The following is a 16,132-nucleotide window of genomic DNA, read 5'->3' as shown; positions in this document are numbered from 1 at the left end:
CGAAGTTATTGAAAAAATGGCGACATTTCTGTGACAACGGCGTTTACTGGACCGAAAAGATTCCCCATATCAACCACATCACGCCCCATGTTCAATGACAATTACCTATTTTAGGAAAACCTAACCCCTTTCCCAAAATTCACAAAATCAAGCTTTAATCTTCCCTAAACCAAGACAAAAAGAAAAACCAGACAATTTCCCTTATTGTCTGGTTTGGCCTTTTAAACTCTCAATATATTGGTACGCAGTTTCGAATTCTTCGTCGGTGAACTTCTGGCTTTTTTTAACGGTTTGAACCTTATCCTTTACTTCACCTTGCGGAAGATTATCAAAATATAAAATCGTCGAGACGAGTTCAAGGAATCTGGCATTTTGTGTGTTGATGTCGGTTAGGCAATTGCCAAGTTGCGGCATATCCACATCGTTCTCTCCTAGAAACTCCTCGCCTTCCTCGGTCAACGTGTAGCGGTATTGGTAGTAACCGCCCTTCTTTTCTTTCACTTCATTAAGAAAACCCATATTGCAGAGCTCTTCCACCCTGAGAGTTAGCTCCTCGGAATATGGCCCGTAAAAATGGAACTGAAATCTCTCTTGAAAAGGAAAATTCATCTTCTTCGCAATATAGATCATCTTTTGCAGCTTCTTCCGTCCAATGACTTCCCCTGAAAGCGCAATTGCATGAATGATTTTTGCATGATCTTTTAACAAAACTAGTCAACTCCTGTTTCAAAAGTTCCGATTCTACCATTGGCTACTAATCAAGAAGCTCGCATATTTCCTCATGGCCAGCTACTAAATCAGCTGGGTAATATAATTTATGGTCGGTCCTGCGCTTCCCTGAAATTGAATCTACGATATCGGATTCCCTAGATAGCTCGCGCAACTCCCCATTTTTCATTAAAAGATGAATCGGTAAACGCTCCTCTTCCTCACCAGGACGATAAAAGTCATAAGGTAAATCGGAAGATGAATCGACGACAAGATAGTACTCAGGGTCAATCCCAGCCTTTTCAAAAAGCTTGGACAACTTCGTTAATTTTTTATATTCCTTGGCCGGGTCAAATTCAACATACTTATAGAGGTTTCGGTTAATAAACCGCGCACACAGGTCTCTAAGCACGTCATCCTCTTCCTCAAGCCAAATCTGAAAATAATACTGAACAATGCCTTCGTCTAGTTTTAGATAGTCTTCTAATGTAACTTCTTCTTTAAAGAAGGAATAAAAATGATGCGGCTTATGCTTGAAGGAATATCCTTGTTCGTGGAGATGCTTTGCTCTGTGGAGGATTTTCGTCAAGATGACTTCCGCGCTCCGCGTAACCGGATGAAAATACACTTGCCAGTACATTTGATAGCGGCTCATAATATAATCCTCAACGGCATGCATACCGCTCTGCTTAAAGACGACCTGGTCCTCTCTAGGCCTCATCACGCGCAAAATCCGCTCCATATCAAAATGTCCATAACTAACGCCGGTATAATAGGCGTCTCGTTGCAGGTAGTCCATCCGGTCGGCATCAATCTGACTCGAAATCAGGCTCACCACAAGCTTGCTTTCATAGGTCTTATCAATGACCTCAGCGACCTTTTTTGGAAAATCAGCGGAGATTCGCGATAACACTTGATTCACTTCGGTATCTCCAAGGACAATCGCTTTTGTAAAGTCCTCATGGTCAAGGTCAAACACTTTTTCAAACGAATGGGAATAAGGCCCGTGACCCAAATCATGAAGCAAGGCTGCACAAAGGCTGAGCATTCTCTCCTCTTGGTCCCATTCCGGACGTCCGACGAAAACCGTATCAGTGATACGACGAACAATTTCATAAACGCCAAGCGAGTGGTTGAACCGGCTATGTTCGGCGCCATGAAAGGTCAAAAAGGTCGTTCCCAGTTGTTTAATCCGCCGTAACCGTTGAAATTCCTTTGTTCCAATCAAGTCCCAAATCACTCGATCTTGAACATGAATATAACGGTGGACAGGATCTTTAAACACTTTTTCTTCGTGTAATTTTTCCGCCGAATAGTCCATTGCTTCCCTTCTCTCACGTTAACATATCTCTATCTATTATAGACCGTTTCTATCACCAAATCATCCCAAAATCTTGCAAATTTCAACATACTTCAGCTTGACCTTGGATAATCTTGGATGGTTGTTCTTTTAAAATTTGCATACCCTATTCATTACTAGGGTAAACTCAATGAATCAAATTTTGACAAATTACTAGATTAACACAGATGTTAAACGAGGTTGTTGATTTCCGCTCCAGGCACTCGCTTTCCGCGGGGCGTGCGGTGAGCCTCCTCGTCGCTGCGCTCCTGCGGGGTCTCACCTGTCCCGCTGCTCCCGCAGGACTTTGAATAACTTCCTCGAATACGCCCACGCACGAGAAAATGTGTAGTTCATTTTCGAGGAGTCAAGCGCCTGGAGCTCCAATCAACGGTTAGTACAATTAGCAATGCCCTTTAACAAAGCCCAAAATAAAATAAAAAAGTCACCTTTATGCTAGTGGCTTAAAGATGACTCTATTGATATTTCTTTTTTAAAAGCTGTTGTTCCTGCTTTATTTAAGTTTTTTTTCGATTTTTTCCATTAGCTCTTCTTCGGTCAGAGCAGCGACGGGGCGATTATTCACGAACGCAAAGGTTTTTTTACGTCCAGGGCCGCAGTATGATTGACACCTAATATCAATCGTTGCTTCTGAATCTATTTCCTTTAAGCGTGGAATCAATGTCTTAAGGTTTACGGCCTGACAATCGTCGCAAACACGAAATTCGTTTGCCATTTATGACAACCCTTTCTATATAAAAGTTCTGTATGGTTTATAAGCGTTGGCTCAGACGCTTACGTATATTATGTCGAATTTTTTTCACTAAAAGGTATTTTACCTCTTCCATTCGTCGATTGCAACTTGGCCTTTCTATGAAAAAATGGAAAAAATCTACTATCCTTTTAATCAGGAATGTATAAACCTTTTAAAAACGGGACATCCTTTGACTAGAACTTCATTCATTAAGGGATTTTTTAAAGGGAGTTGAAGAATATGAAAGTTCGCCAGGATGCCTGGACGGAGGAAAACGATTTATTGCTTGCTGAAACTGTATTGAGACATGTTCGTGAAGGAAGTACCCAGTTGAACGCTTTTGAAGAAGTTGGTGACCAACTTGATCGCACGTCAGCTGCATGTGGTTTCAGATGGAATGCGGTTGTCCGCCATCAGTACGAAAAAGCGTTACAGCTTGCGAAAAAACAACGCAAGCAACGACAAAGAATTCTGGGAAAAGACCAAGGTGGGAAGAAGAAGCTACTTTATTCACCGCCAGTTCCATCGTTTGATGACCTAGGAATTCAACAATCAACAGAGATGTCTAGTGAACTCACCCCCGAGGTCGAGGAGCCAAAGGTAGATTCCACAGAATCATATAGTTCATTGAATACACTAGAAATGCAGGATGCTTTTGGGCTAGACGGACTACAAGATTTACAAGAGTCATTGCTTTTAAAAGAATCTGATCGCTCTTCCGATTCTGAAGAGGAGGATGCAGTCTCAGAAACTTCTGAATTAGAACAAGACTTAACGATGGAAGAGGTTGAAGTGCCTCAGAAACAGACTTCCCAAGAAGAGATTGTTGCTTCAATGCCGCAACCTGTACAACAACCAATGCAACCAACTCGCACAACAGCCTCAGGACTAACCCTTGGCCATGTGATTGCTTATTTGCAAAACTTAAACAGTACCAATTTCCACGCGGATATCTTTAAGAGTGAGAATGAAAGATTAATGCGTGAAATCGTGACGTTAAGGAAGGAAAATGACGCACTTAAGGGGAAAGTTAAGCGCCTCGAAGATAACGCCACAACGATGCAAGAAGATTACGAGACACTGATGAAAATTATGAACCGTGCCCGTAAACTTGTGTTATTTGATGAAGAAGAGGATCGCCCAGCAACAAAATTTAAAATGGACCGCAATGGGAATCTCGAAAAAGTTGCGGAGTAATTTCATTCATATATGGAGTAGGAGCAGGCAACACCATCTCATATATCAGACAGGCCGTGAATTACGACCTGTCTTTTATTTTGCCTGTTCAAGAAATTTGCCGTTCCGCTCAATCACTCTATCATAATAGTGGGTAAACTTTTCAAACTCCTCTGGGAGCAGTTGTCCAGAAATCAATTCCTGACTATGTTGATTTAAAAACGTCATAAAGCGCAGCATCACATCTTGAATCGTTAGTGGCGTGCCAAGTAGTTCTGACAAAGACGACATCACTTCCGGCTTTACTTCTGGATAGTGAAACTTTGTGTCTTGTCCATTTTTAGCATGCCCATAAAACTGCCTAATGACCTCGGCGCGCTCGCTACCGCTTCCTGTCACACAAAGGTAAATCTGAACTGCGACTCCCTTCTTCATGCGCCGCTGGGAAATGCCCGCAAACTTCCTGCCGCCGATGCTTAAATCATAGCTCCCCGGACAGTATGATCCAGTAATTTCGCGTGCCTCTATCTCTATATCAAAATCAGAAAACATCTTTTTTACTAAAAGCCACATCGCATCATAGCCACGATTGATGTCAATTCCCTTTTCAGCTTCAGGTAAAATTAATGAAATGTTCAGCACACCCTCATCAAGAACCACGGCCAATCCACCGGAGTTCCGAACAATGTATTGATACCCTTGCTGTTCGAGAAATTGTAAACCCTCCTGTAAGGACGGAAGCCTTGTATCCTGAATGCCAAGCACAATCGTCTGATGATGGACCCACGCTCTTGCCACTGCAGGCGATTGCCCCGCTCCGACCGACTCACAAAGCGTATCATCAGTCGCGAACGATTGGAGTGCGTGAAACTGTGGTCCCATCGCCGATTGGTCGATCAATCTCCAACGAGCCTGACGCAATAATTGAAGCGCCTCATCCATTTGTGATTCTCCTTTAAAAATAAATAATAACCTTGCTATTATAGCATTTTATTGATTGGGAAGAAATTTGGGTGAACAACCAGAAAAAACTGGTTTCCCCGAAAGAAAACCAGTTTCCGACTAATTATTTAGCAGCAAGTGCCTGACCAGCTGTTATTAATGCAAGTTTATAAACATCTTCCTCGCTACACCCACGGGAAAGGTCGTTTACTGGACGGTTTAAGCCTTGGAGGATTGGACCGACTGCTTCAAAATTACCTAAACGCTGGGCAATTTTATAGCCAATATTCCCTGCTTCTAAGCTAGGGAAGACAAATACATTCGCATCCCCTTTGATCACAGAATCCGGTGCCTTTTTCGCTGCCACTGAAGGAACAAAGGCTGCATCGAACTGGAATTCCCCGTCAAGCACAAGCTCTGGTTCGCGTTTCTTTGCTTCAACAACGGCTGCGGATACTTTTTCCGTCTCCGGTGAAACAGCTGATCCTTTTGTAGAGAAGCTGAGCATCGCAACGCGCGGATCGACATCGAACATTTTTGCCGTCTTTGCACTTTCAATTGCAATTTCTGCTAGGTCCTGGCTGTCTGGCGAAATATTGATGGCACAATCAGCAAACACATATTTCTCATCGTCTCGAACCATTATGAACACACCAGAAGTTTTACGTACGCCTTCTTTTGTCTTAATGATTTGTAAAGCAGGTCTTACCGTGTCCGCCGTTGAATGGGCAGCTCCACTAACAAGTCCATCTGCACGGTTTGTATGTACAAGCATTGTTCCAAAATAGTTTTCATCTAACAATATTTTTCTAGCTTGTTCCTCTGTTGCCTTTCCTTTTCGTCTTTCAACGAAAGAAGCAACAAGCTCGTCCATAAACACAAAACTAGCAGGATCGTATATTTCAACAGCGTCAAGTGCAACACCTAGACCACTTGCCTTCGTTTGAATTTCCTCAATATTCCCTACTAAAATTGGGGTAATTACTCCATCAGCAGCAAGACGTCCGGCTGCTGTTAAAATTCTCTCATCCAGCCCTTCTGGAAAAACGATGCGGAGATTTTGTCCGCTCACTTTTTCTTTTAGACCGGTAAACAAATCACTCATTTTAAATCCTCCTCTAAAAACTATACTTCCCTAGCATACTTTACCAAACTTAAAATTCAAGAATGTTTCCTTTTTCGACAATAAGTTTAACTTTTGTTAATTTTATAAAAAAATTACATTAAAGCCCTCTTCATTATTTACATAAACGCACTAAACTATCCTAATTTTCTCCATGATTCGATTCTTACAATGAACCTAAGGTGTTAACCGCATGACGAATGGCAAAACTATGATATAGTATTGTTGTAAATTATCGATTTTAGGAGTGAGATAAATGAGTGAAGCAGCACAAACGCTTGATGGTTGGTATTGTTTGCATGATTTCCGTACAATCGATTGGACGACTTGGAAAATGACTCCTAGCGAAGAGCGCCAGGTAGCTATTAACGAATTTCTAGGTCTTCTTGAAAAATGGACAAAGGTTCATAACGAGAAACAAGGTAGCCACGCTCTTTACAGCGTCGTTGGACAAAAAGCTGATTTTATGATGATGATTCTTCGTCCTACAATGGAAGAGCTAAATGAGATTGAAAACGAATTCAATAAGTCTAAGCTGGCTGAATATACTGTTCCGGCTCATTCTTATGTTTCCGTTGTCGAACTTAGCAATTACCTTTCTGATGGTGAAAACCCATACGAGAATCCGCATGTCCGTGCTCGCCTATATCCTGAGCTACCGAAAGCAAAGCATGTTTGCTTCTATCCAATGGATAAGCGTCGCCAAGGAAATGATAACTGGTATATGCTTCCTATGGAAGATCGTAAGAAGCTAATGTACAGCCATGGGATGATTGGTCGTCAATATGCAGGAAAAGTGAAGCAGGTTATCACTGGTTCTGTTGGTTTTGATGATTATGAATGGGGCGTTACCTTATTTGCGGATGATGTCCTTCAATTTAAAAAGCTCGTTTATGAAATGCGTTTTGATGAAGTCAGTGCGCGTTACGGTGAATTCGGTGCCTTCTTTGTCGGTAACCTTCTTGACGTTGAACGTGTTGAATCATTTTTAAGTGTAAATTAAGCTAAAAAGCATCTAGAACCTCTAGATGCTTTTTTATATGGCTCTGTTAACCTAGTGTGTTGATTTCCAATCCAATCACCCTGGTCAACTGAAGTGCTCGTTAACAAAAAAGACTGAAAAACTTTTTGTCCCGCCGTACCGGGCTTTTCCGATTGTTCGGATTCTTTTTAGTCATAATTCTCTCATTCCCTCCATAAAGTTGAAATAGTGAAATGAATCTTCCTATTTTTCGGGACTAATTTTTCAATCAGGAGGGAAAAAGATGAGTCAATCGAATTATCCATATTATAATGCTCAAATGTATCCGCAAGCCTATACACCGCAAGCACCTGCTGGTCAGCAGCCACAACAAGGGTATGCCCCTGCACAGCAGGGCTATGCTCCTACGCAGGCCGGGGGTTATCCATATCAACAGCCTACCCCGACGGTACCACCCGCTGGCGTATCACCATCAGCAGGTGGTACGGGTGTGCAAGTCCCAGGGATGCTGCCAATTGAAGCATCTTATATTGAAAACATCCTGCGCCTGAACAAAGGCAAACTAGCAACCGTGTATATGAGCTTTGACGCTAGTCAAGAGTGGAATTCTAGAATTTTCAAAGGGATTATTGAGGCAGCAGGAAGAGACCATCTCATCCTGAGTGATCCACAAACAGGAATGCGTTACTTACTATTAATGGTTTACCTCGATTATGTGACATTTGATGAGGAACTAGAATATGATTACCCATTCGGGGGTGCAAGTGGATTAACTGCTTACCCACCACGTTAAATAACATCCATAACAAAAGCTCTGCAGTAATGAACTGCAGAGCTTCTTTTTTTACATATATCTTATAGCTGCAATGATAAGCAAAACCCAAGCAACGAGGAAGGATACTCCTCCAAGTGGAGTAATCGCTCCAAGAATGCCAATTTTCGTTAAGGTAAGGATATATAAACTACCGGAGAAAATCACAATTCCGATGAGCATTAACCAACCTGACCAGGTGAGCAAGGACGTCGCCGGAAGATTGCCCAACAAGATCCCAATAATTAGAATCCCGATTGCATGGAACATTTGGTATGTTACGCCTGTTTTCCATATTTCTAAATATTTTGGTTCAACTTTCCCTTCCAATCCATGAGCTCCAAACGCTCCCAGGGCTACTGCAAGAAAAGCATTGACGGCCCCAATAATAATAAATAGTTTCATATTGATTTCTCCCCCATTTTTATTTTAAGGCTCTTATAACTAAGTATGTTGATCTCCGCTCCAGGCGCTTGCTTTCCGCGGGGCGGGCGGTGAGCCTCCTCGTCGCTGCACTCCTGTGGGGTCTCACCTGTCCCGCTGCTCCCGCAGGACTCTGACTAGCATCCTGAATCAGCCCACGCACGAGAAAATGTGTAGTTTCATTTTCGAGGAGTCAAGCGCCTTCCGCTCCAATCAACCTGTGCAGAATCAAAATTGACCAATACAAAGCCAGTATCTTAAAAATCCAATAACGAATCGCCATTGGCACCATCTTCCATATCAATTCGTTTTGCTTGATTTGGCATGGTGGTTGGTTGTGGCTGCGGTTGTATCACTGGTGGTATTTGATAGGGAACATTTTGGTTTTGAAAGGTAGCCTCTGTTGGTACACTTGGTCTGTATGTTTGTTGAACGGCATGTTGTGGCCGATCTGGTACTACCATATTTTGTGGTTCATCTAGGACGAGTTCACACAAGGTTTTAAGTGAGTGGATTCGCTCTCGCAATGCCGACTCAGACTCTGCACTTTTTGCACTCTTAAGCTCCGCATCCATTTTTGATAGAAGTTTTTGAAGTGAAATATTCACGGTATCACCACGCTTTATGATTTCGTTCTTGGTTTCCATTTTACCTTAGTTCCTCAAAATTCACACGTTTCATCGACCATAATTAGACAAACTGTACGGAATTTTGTCTGTTCCACGTGGAACATGTCGAAGATTTAGGTGAGCTCCCAATCAATCTCTTTTTCACCTTGCTCACGGAGATAAGTATTAATTTTAGAAAAAGGCTTGCTTCCAAAAAATCCGCGGCTAGCAGATAACGGACTAGGATGTGGTGAGGTAAGAATGATATGTTTCTTCCGGTCAATCAACTTTAGTTTCGCCTGCGCTGGCCTTCCCCAAAGCAGAAAAATGACCGGCTTTTCACGTGAATTTAACTCAATAATTACTCTATCTGTTAACTGTTCCCAACCTTGACCTCTATGGGAATTTGCCTCTCCTTCTCGAACTGTGAGTACCGTATTCAGCATCAGCACTCCCTGCTCAGCCCATCTTGTTAAGTACCCATTACTAGGCGGACTGACCCCTACATCCGCCTGTAATTCTTTAAAAATGTTTCTTAATGAAGGGGGAATTTTCACACCTGGTTTAACAGAGAAGCTTAATCCATGGGCCTGCCCAGGACCATGATACGGATCCTGTCCAAGAACAAGCACCTTTACATCCTCATAATCTGTATAGTTTAATGCGTTAAATATATCTTCCTTTACAGGATAAACGGTCTGCTCTGCATATTCCTTTACCAAGAATTCCTGTAATTTTTGATAATATGGTTTAGTAAACTCCTCGTGAAGAACCTCTCCCCAGTGGTTATGTAAACTCTTATGGTGCATGCTTTCTTCCCTCTCAATCTATGGATAAGCTTGGTTTAAAACAACCTCTATTTTAACAGAAATCAGGTACGATTCCTTCTTGATTGTTGATCTGGTGTAATGGTTTTCTATTAATTCCCATCGTATAGGAAATGCGGCCATACAGAAGTATTACTAAGAATCCATACTTTGTAGATATCATCTGCAGGGATTAACTGTGATTTATCCATGTATATCAATAAATACCTAAATTTACTGACAATAGTAATATACCAGTTCGAATAAAAGGGGTTAGCGAGGCACACCCAAGCCTTCATAAATGACCCTATATGAAGCTTCTACCTACCCTCAAAACCTCATTAGAACAAAGTCATATCTTTATGATAAAATCCAAGTCTAAAAGCCATTGAAGTGGATGTATAACGCGAAAGACCTCTATCCTGTTGGGTAGAGGTCTTTTATTTTATATATGGCTCTTTTCGCCAATAAATATAGGGCTTAAACTTAAATAGCCGGAATCTCTCCGGTTTTTTAAGCTATTTTCTCCACTATTTCTAAATTAACCGGAACTTTTCCGCCTATTTTATTTTTTATCTGGATTACCCTAATAACCGATTATATAAACTCTTTGCCTGGGCTAAGTCCTTTGTGCCATGAATTAAGGCCCGTCCGTCTTGGAATAGGACGAAGCGATTATCCTCTAACTCTGCAGAGAGAAGATAGGGATTTCCTTTCACCTCATATCCGAGTGCCTTCAGTTTCCCAGCCATATCTTTTAAGTCGACGCCTTCGGTATGTGGTGGTCGAATCTGCACTGTATCCCTTCCGCACAAGACCGTCGTTTTCGTCATATTTTCTGCCTCTAGATAAGGATACTCTGGATGCTCTCCGCATGATAAGCAACCTGGATCCTTCGCACGTGACATCTTCATACTTGTGTATTGGTTCCGCCACATATCAAAATTAACGAAGGAAGTTCTCACTGCCTCCCAATCCTCAACTAGAATCTTTAGGGCTTCCGCTGTTTGGTGAGCTATTACCATTTGTACAGCCGGTCCGATTATGCCACCCGTATCGCATGTTAACCCTTGGATTGGCACTGTTTTTAACAAGCAGTTTAAACATGGCGTCTTTCCAGGGATAATCGTAAAGCTCATCCCGAAGCTTGCCACACATGCCCCATAAATCCATGGAATTTGATATTTCTGAGCAATATCATTAATCGCCATTCTTGTCTCAAAGTTATCGGTCGAATCAATGATTAAATCGACATCTCCAGCAAGCTCGGCTAACATCTCAGGAGTTGCATCCCCGATGATTGACTGAATCTCGACCTCTGAGTTGATTGCCTTTAAGCGTTTTTCCGCAGCAGCAGCTTTTGGAAGCTTCTCTGCGACATCTTCCTCTGTATAAAGCTGTTGACGTTGAAGATTACTCGCTTCCACATAGTCACGGTCTACAATGGTCAGCTTGCCTACCCCTGCCCTAGTCATCACTTCCGCGTTTCCAGAGCCAAGGGCACCTGCCCCTATGATTAACACATGCTTTGTCCTGATTTTTTCCTGCCCCATCTTGCCAATTGGAGGAAATAGTGTCTGGCGTGAATATCTATTTGACATGGAGAATTCCTCCCATTATAAAGGTATTTTTTCGCTCTCCTTAAGGACTTAAGGAGAGGATAAACAGGGTTGTTGATTTCCGCTCCAGGCACTTCGCTTTCCGCGGGCAGTCCGGGAGCCTCCTCGTCGCTCACGCTCCTGTGGGGTCTCCCTTGGCCTTGCACTCCCGCAGGAGTCTTCGTGCCTTCCGCTCCAATCAACCTGCTTAAAATTAAACATTGCCCTTTGACCCAGCCAAAAAAGACCTTTTAGAAAACACCCAAAAAGAAAAACACGGAGACATCAGCCTCCGCTTACTGGCGGTATTAAAGCAATAACGTCTCCATCTTGAATGACTTCTTCGTTTGGGGCAAACTCTTCATTGATTGCCGTCATCGCGGTGTCAAGCTTAGCAACCTTATACTGTTCAGCCACGATTGCTTTCACTTCGGCAACTGTCTTCCCGGCTACTTCTAATTGAACGGATTCTTCCCCGACTTCATCACGCAAGTGGGCAAAAAACAAGATCTTATTCATTTAAGTCACCCTCCTCTGGTTTTCCGGTTGGGTATGATACGGTTTCTAATTGGTTTCCAATCCACTCTTGGCCATCTTCCCAATGCTCTTTTTTCCAGATTGGGACGATTTCTTTGATTCTTTCAATCGCATAGCGGTTCGCTTCATAAGCATCAGCACGATGCGGCGTTGATACAGCAATCACCACGGCAATATCGGTAATATCAAGTCTACCCACACGGTGAGTGATCGCAACTTCCGCGCCTTCCCAGCGTTCCTTAATCTCAGTGCCAATTTGCTCTAACTTTTTAACGGCCATCGATTCATAGGCTTCATATACGAGAAATAGGGTTTTCTTTCCCTTTGTCAATTCTCTTACTGTTCCAATGAATGTTGTGATGGCGCCTGCTTCGCGTTGTACGACTTTATCTATCACCGATTGGATGTCGATATTTTCTTTTGCTATTTCATACATCAATTCTATTCACCTCAAGGTTCTGGTTAATCTAAATATAAATCGGCTCTGCATCACTAGCGACTGCGTAGCCTCCAATTTTATCTACTTCTATTTTAAAAGCTTCTGATTGGATAATTGATACAAGCCAACGACCTTGTTCACTTTCAAAGAAGGCTTTTGTCATTAATAGATCATACGATTCGTCCGCGACTGGGATAAAGTCTAGATTCATCGCTTTTGCGGCTGGGTAAATTCCTAGACCGGCGGCCTTTTCATTCCCCTTTACTTCCGCTGCTACACTTAAATGCGAGAACATTTCACGGTCATACCCATTAATTTGTTCTGGGGATATTCTCTGTTCTTTTAAAAGTAAATCAAAGAGAATTCTTGTTCCTGCCCCCTTCTGCCGGTTCGCATACTCAGCTTGAGCCTCTGCTAAACCAGCTACATCGTTGACTTTTAAAGGATTTCCTTTTGGAACAATCCATCCTTGGGTTCTCTTCAAAAATGGATAAAGGACGACCTCTTGACCGGCAAGAAGTTTTTTTACATAGGAAACATTATATTCCTTCGTCTCCGGGTCAAGCAAATGAATGCCCGCTACATGGGCTTCCCCTTTTCTAATTGCCATGACACCAGCCATGCTGCCTACGTGGGAAGAAACAATTCTCATGTCATTCCGCTGTCTTTTAAGTTGAGAAGAAAGCAAGTCAATCGTTAAATCATGGCTACCTGAAAAGACGATGCTATTTCTAATCTCTTCAAGAGGGCGAAGTAATTCAATCTCAACCGTGTCCCCTTGCTCATAACCTAAAAGATCAGGAGATACAACGAGAAGGCCATCTGCCCTTACTAGCGACATCGTTACTCCTGCTGCTCTCGTAAGCGGATTGGCAATAAATTGTCCATTCACATAGCCGATATTCATTCGAACAAAGTCCTCTGCTCCCATTGTCGAAACAATGCGACGACCTAGTTTCACTTCTAATGTTTGCCTTTTTGGGACTGGAATCTGTAGATACTGACAAACGAGCGGTCTCACAAACCATTCGAGCGCTAAATAGGCCGACACTGGATACCCAGGCACACCAACAACAATTTTCCCGTTGATTTGGCCGAGAATCACTGGCTTTCCTGGTCTAGTGGCCACTCCATGGGTAAAAACGGTGCCGAGTTCTGCAATAATATGAACGGTATAATCCTTTGAACCTGCTGATGACCCAGCATTTATGACGACAATATCGGAAACTTCGACCGCATCTAACAGCGCTTTTTTAATATTTTCTGGCTCATCTCTGACGATCGCCTTTAAATCAGGCTCCCCGCCCCACTCTTTTATATAGTTGGCAAATACCGTTCCATTAAATTCAATTATTTTACCAGAAGTCAATGATGATTCTGCTTGGATCAGCTCGCTTCCAGTCGGGATAATAGTGACTAAAGGCTTTTTTGCGACCGGTACCTCGGTAATTTGCGCAGCCAGTAAAGCACCAAGATCGGCCGGCCTTAACCTGTGCCCCTGTGGAAACAACATTTCCTCTTGAACGATATCCTCACCAATCGGCCGAATATGCTGCCATGGGGTAGCTGGCTCAATGATTTCAATTGTTTCATCGTCTAAAATTTGAACGTTCTCAATCATAATGACCGCATTAAACTGCTGCGGGATAGCATTTCCTGTATCAACGTATACAAACTGCTCTCCCTTACTTAAATGTAAAGGACGCTGTTCATGAGCCTCATACGTATCCTCCGCATTCACTGCAACGCCATCCATCGCGGAGGCATGGAAATGCGGCATCGAAACTTTGGCGAATACCGGCTCCGAGGTAATTCGACCAAGGGCTTCACTCGTTGGGATGAATTCGGTTTTCGGCGACAAGCTGGCGGCTTCAAGAATTTCATTGACCGCTTCGCCTCTAGGCTTATCTTCCAAATAAATTTTCCGCTGGTATCTCTTTTCATCCATTTTTAAGCTCCCCCTCATTTCGATGCTAAAACAGGTACGTATTCTCCCTGTGAGATTCCTTCTTTTTCTGAGACAATCTCAACAATCCCATCACTTTTTACAAGTGTTGTAATCAAACCGGACTTCCCAATAATCGGATCTGCCCACCATTCGCCATCCTTTTCAACTAATCGAACACGAATATAATCAGAGCGTCCCGGTGCGGAAGCGATATTCTTTGTGATTCGTGCAAGAATTCGTTCGGGCTTTCTCTCCAACCGTTCTCCTTGAAGCTGTTTAATGACCTTTTCACCGAACAATCTAAAAATAATCATTGCAGACGCGGGATGTCCCGGTAGACCAATCACTGGCTTGCCTTCTGCTACGGCTAAAATCGTTGGTTTTCCCGGCTTGATGCTTATCCCATGAACAAATACCCCAGGGTCTCCAAGCGATTGTATGACTTCCGTCGTATAGTCCTTGGCACCTACCGAACTTCCCCCTGATAAAATTAAAATATCTGCTTGTTCATATAGCTCCCGAGCCTTCGCCGAAAAGATCTCATAATCATCGGTTGTAATCCCGCCGTAAATGACCTCAACGCCCCATTCACGCGCAAGTCCGGACACGGTTAAATAATTGATATCGCGAATTTGTCCGATTTCAAGGGTTTCTGTGTCGTAAGGAACAATTTCATCTCCAGTGGATAAATACGCCGCTTTTATTGGGCGAAAAACGCTTACTTTCGAGATGCCAAGCGATGCTAGAGCTCCAATTTCTTGGGGACGAAGCTTTGTACCAACTTCAAGCAGAACCTCTCCAGCCTGAATATCTTCGCCAGCCCGTATCACATTTTCACCAGGGGCAATTTGTTTATACGTATTTAGTAACCCGCCGATTTCCTCACAATGTTCAATCATTAATACACTGTCGCTGCCAGGAGGGAGCATGCCTCCGGTCGGAACATAAATCGCATTCCCTCTAGAAAGCGGAATGGATGCCTCTTCCCCCATTTTCACTTCACCAGCGACGTTTAAAAAGCCAGGCATCGATTCGGATGAACCATAGGTATCTTTAGAAAAAACGGCATATCCATCCACGGTTGATCGGTCAAATCCTGGCACATCCTCAGCTGCTACAACCGGTTCCGCAAGAATGCAATGGAGAGCCTCTTCAAGGTTGCAGACGAGCACCTCCCTAATTTTCGGGATTTTCTCCTCAATTAAGGCAAAGGTTTCCTCCACGGTTTTCACTTTAAAGAATTGCATCTCCACTCCACCCTTTCTTCTGACCAAACGTCTTTATTCCCCTAATTCTACCCGCTTTTTTGCGTCTTCGTATTCCTCTGGAAAATTCATATTGAAAAAGATTTCTTCTAAACGACCGTCCCCGTATGCATGTAAATCAACTTCCTCCAGATAACGGACATTGAGCTTGTCCAATAAATGAATCATACGTAGGCGATCTTCTTTTAAACAACCTTCAATCTCTGAGGCAATCCGTTTTTGATAGGCAGCAAATAACGGATGTTTTTTTCCACTAATCACTGGAATAATCGCATCAAAATGTTTTAAATTCTGAACAAGTGTGCCTGCAAGGTCTGCTGATACAAAAGGCATGTCACAGGCAACCACGATGTTCTCTTCATAATCAGAGGCCATCAATCCAGCATGAACACCCGCAAGAGGTCCCTTGCCTGGATATTTATCGCTGACCGTTTTTATGTTTAAAAATTCATAGGCATTAGGATCATTTGTTACTAGAATAATATCATCAAACAGGGAGCGAAGTTCGTCCCTGATTCTTTCAATATTTGTTTTTTCATTGAATGGTAGTAGTGCTTTGTTGGTTCCCATTCTGCTTGATTTGCCACCGGATAAGATAATCGCTCCAGCTTTCATTAATCGCACCTTCTTTTTTCAATAGCTCTGTTAACTTAAAAGATGATTTCCGCTCCAA

Annotated in this window: 17 protein-coding genes; 3 read left to right on the top strand and 14 right to left on the bottom strand. The window is 42.8% G+C overall.

The features are described from left to right. Window positions 1-201 precede the first annotated feature (201 nt). The 3 genes from BMX30_RS17230 to BMX30_RS17220 all read right to left on the bottom strand — a co-directional run bounded on the left by BMX30_RS17230 (window position 202) and on the right by BMX30_RS17220 (window position 2,783). Window positions 202-708, bottom strand: a complete 507-nt coding sequence (locus BMX30_RS17230) for a YwgA family protein (RefSeq protein WP_090748594.1) — start codon at window positions 706-708, stop codon at window positions 202-204. 46 nt (window positions 709-754) lie between these two features. After that, the gene (locus BMX30_RS17225; RefSeq protein WP_090748592.1) at window positions 755-2,029 is read right to left on the bottom strand and encodes an HD domain-containing protein; all 1,275 of its coding nucleotides are present in this window, start codon (window positions 2,027-2,029) and stop codon (window positions 755-757) included. Window positions 2,030-2,561: 532 nt separating this feature from the next. After that, entirely contained in the window at window positions 2,562-2,783 is a 222-nt protein-coding gene (locus BMX30_RS17220; protein WP_090748590.1) for a YuzB family protein, read from the bottom strand. 258 nt (window positions 2,784-3,041) lie between these two features. On the opposite strand from BMX30_RS17220, the gene BMX30_RS17215 reads away from it, so the two are divergent. After that, window positions 3,042-3,998: an RsfA family transcriptional regulator gene (locus BMX30_RS17215; protein WP_090748588.1), complete on the top strand. Its 957-nt coding sequence runs from the start codon at window positions 3,042-3,044 to the stop codon at window positions 3,996-3,998. Between the two features lie 75 nt (window positions 3,999-4,073). Here BMX30_RS17215 and lipL read toward each other — a convergent pair whose 3' ends face one another. Both lipL and pta read right to left on the bottom strand, forming a co-directional pair. Further along, window positions 4,074-4,919: an octanoyl-[GcvH]:protein N-octanoyltransferase gene (gene lipL / locus BMX30_RS17210; protein WP_090748586.1), complete on the bottom strand. Its 846-nt coding sequence runs from the start codon at window positions 4,917-4,919 to the stop codon at window positions 4,074-4,076. Between the two features lie 124 nt (window positions 4,920-5,043). Continuing rightward, window positions 5,044-6,024 (bottom strand): phosphate acetyltransferase, encoded by a 981-nt coding sequence (gene pta, locus BMX30_RS17205; RefSeq protein WP_090748584.1) that lies wholly within the window; start codon window positions 6,022-6,024, stop codon window positions 5,044-5,046. Between the two features lie 274 nt (window positions 6,025-6,298). On the opposite strand from pta, the gene hemQ reads away from it, so the two are divergent. Together hemQ and gerQ are read left to right on the top strand one after the other, a co-directional pair. After that, window positions 6,299-7,045 carry a hydrogen peroxide-dependent heme synthase gene (gene hemQ, locus BMX30_RS17200; RefSeq protein ID WP_090748582.1) on the top strand — a complete coding sequence of 249 codons (747 nt, stop codon included), beginning with the start codon at window positions 6,299-6,301 and terminating at the stop codon, window positions 7,043-7,045. A 262-nt stretch (window positions 7,046-7,307) separates the two neighbouring features. Then, a complete protein-coding gene (gene gerQ, locus BMX30_RS17195) occupies window positions 7,308-7,817 on the top strand; it encodes a spore coat protein GerQ (protein ID WP_244532642.1) in 510 nt (169 codons plus the stop codon). A gap of 51 nt (window positions 7,818-7,868) precedes the next feature. On the opposite strand, the gene BMX30_RS17190 is transcribed toward gerQ, so the two are convergent. From BMX30_RS17190 to mobA, 9 genes are all read right to left on the bottom strand, one after another. Then, the gene (locus BMX30_RS17190) at window positions 7,869-8,240 is read right to left on the bottom strand and encodes a DUF423 domain-containing protein (protein WP_090748580.1); all 372 of its coding nucleotides are present in this window, start codon (window positions 8,238-8,240) and stop codon (window positions 7,869-7,871) included. Between the two features lie 275 nt (window positions 8,241-8,515). Further along, window positions 8,516-8,905 carry a YwdI family protein gene (locus tag BMX30_RS17185; protein WP_244532640.1) on the bottom strand — a complete coding sequence of 130 codons (390 nt, stop codon included), beginning with the start codon at window positions 8,903-8,905 and terminating at the stop codon, window positions 8,516-8,518. Window positions 8,906-9,000: 95 nt separating this feature from the next. Next, entirely contained in the window at window positions 9,001-9,675 is a 675-nt protein-coding gene (locus tag BMX30_RS17180; protein WP_090748578.1) for a uracil-DNA glycosylase, read from the bottom strand. A gap of 578 nt (window positions 9,676-10,253) precedes the next feature. Then, a complete protein-coding gene (locus tag BMX30_RS17175; protein ID WP_090748576.1) occupies window positions 10,254-11,273 on the bottom strand; it encodes a thiazole biosynthesis adenylyltransferase ThiF in 1,020 nt (339 codons plus the stop codon). A 282-nt stretch (window positions 11,274-11,555) separates the two neighbouring features. Then, the gene (gene moaD, locus BMX30_RS17170; protein WP_090748574.1) at window positions 11,556-11,789 is read right to left on the bottom strand and encodes a molybdopterin converting factor subunit 1; all 234 of its coding nucleotides are present in this window, start codon (window positions 11,787-11,789) and stop codon (window positions 11,556-11,558) included. After that, complete coding sequence (locus BMX30_RS17165; RefSeq protein ID WP_090748572.1) at window positions 11,782-12,246, bottom strand: molybdenum cofactor biosynthesis protein MoaE; 465 nt, start codon at window positions 12,244-12,246, stop codon at window positions 11,782-11,784. The genes moaD and BMX30_RS17165 overlap by 8 nt, the downstream gene beginning before the upstream one ends. Window positions 12,247-12,274: 28 nt before the next feature. After that, window positions 12,275-14,194 carry a molybdopterin biosynthesis protein gene (locus BMX30_RS17160; RefSeq protein ID WP_090748570.1) on the bottom strand — a complete coding sequence of 640 codons (1,920 nt, stop codon included), beginning with the start codon at window positions 14,192-14,194 and terminating at the stop codon, window positions 12,275-12,277. 14 nt (window positions 14,195-14,208) lie between these two features. After that, window positions 14,209-15,441 carry a molybdopterin molybdotransferase MoeA gene (locus BMX30_RS17155; protein WP_090748635.1) on the bottom strand — a complete coding sequence of 411 codons (1,233 nt, stop codon included), beginning with the start codon at window positions 15,439-15,441 and terminating at the stop codon, window positions 14,209-14,211. 33 nt (window positions 15,442-15,474) lie between these two features. Further along, the gene (gene mobA, locus BMX30_RS17150) at window positions 15,475-16,074 is read right to left on the bottom strand and encodes a molybdenum cofactor guanylyltransferase (protein WP_090748568.1); all 600 of its coding nucleotides are present in this window, start codon (window positions 16,072-16,074) and stop codon (window positions 15,475-15,477) included. Between the last annotated feature and the right edge of the window lie 58 nt (window positions 16,075-16,132).

Origin of the sequence: Mesobacillus persicus (assembly GCF_900109925.1) — a bacterium.
GTDB classification, from domain to species: Bacteria; Bacillota; Bacilli; order Bacillales; family Cytobacillaceae; genus Mesobacillus_B; species Mesobacillus_B persicus.
The sequence above is the reverse complement of the archived record's forward strand: the minus strand, read 5'-3'. Positions and strand labels throughout refer to the sequence as shown.

Excerpts from the sequence above, each read along its gene's own strand:
- BMX30_RS17225 (WP_090748592.1), bottom strand. The coding sequence starts at position 2,029 with ATGGACTATTCGGCGGAAAAATTACACGAAGAAAAAGTGTTTAAAGAT.
- BMX30_RS17220 (WP_090748590.1), bottom strand. The coding sequence starts at position 2,783 with ATGGCAAACGAATTTCGTGTTTGCGACGATTGTCAGGCCGTAAACCTT.
- BMX30_RS17215 (WP_090748588.1), top strand. The coding sequence starts at position 3,042 with ATGAAAGTTCGCCAGGATGCCTGGACGGAGGAAAACGATTTATTGCTT.
- lipL (WP_090748586.1), bottom strand. The coding sequence starts at position 4,919 with ATGGATGAGGCGCTTCAATTATTGCGTCAGGCTCGTTGGAGATTGATC.
- pta (WP_090748584.1), bottom strand. The coding sequence starts at position 6,024 with ATGAGTGATTTGTTTACCGGTCTAAAAGAAAAAGTGAGCGGACAAAAT.
- hemQ (WP_090748582.1), top strand. The coding sequence starts at position 6,299 with ATGAGTGAAGCAGCACAAACGCTTGATGGTTGGTATTGTTTGCATGAT.
- gerQ (WP_244532642.1), top strand. The coding sequence starts at position 7,308 with ATGAGTCAATCGAATTATCCATATTATAATGCTCAAATGTATCCGCAA.
- BMX30_RS17190 (WP_090748580.1), bottom strand. The coding sequence starts at position 8,240 with ATGAAACTATTTATTATTATTGGGGCCGTCAATGCTTTTCTTGCAGTA.
- BMX30_RS17185 (WP_244532640.1), bottom strand. The coding sequence starts at position 8,905 with ATGGAAACCAAGAACGAAATCATAAAGCGTGGTGATACCGTGAATATT.
- BMX30_RS17180 (WP_090748578.1), bottom strand. The coding sequence starts at position 9,675 with ATGCACCATAAGAGTTTACATAACCACTGGGGAGAGGTTCTTCACGAG.
- BMX30_RS17175 (WP_090748576.1), bottom strand. The coding sequence starts at position 11,273 with ATGTCAAATAGATATTCACGCCAGACACTATTTCCTCCAATTGGCAAG.
- moaD (WP_090748574.1), bottom strand. The coding sequence starts at position 11,789 with ATGAATAAGATCTTGTTTTTTGCCCACTTGCGTGATGAAGTCGGGGAA.
- BMX30_RS17160 (WP_090748570.1), bottom strand. The coding sequence starts at position 14,194 with ATGGATGAAAAGAGATACCAGCGGAAAATTTATTTGGAAGATAAGCCT.
- BMX30_RS17155 (WP_090748635.1), bottom strand. The coding sequence starts at position 15,441 with ATGCAATTCTTTAAAGTGAAAACCGTGGAGGAAACCTTTGCCTTAATT.
- mobA (WP_090748568.1), bottom strand. The coding sequence starts at position 16,074 with ATGAAAGCTGGAGCGATTATCTTATCCGGTGGCAAATCAAGCAGAATG.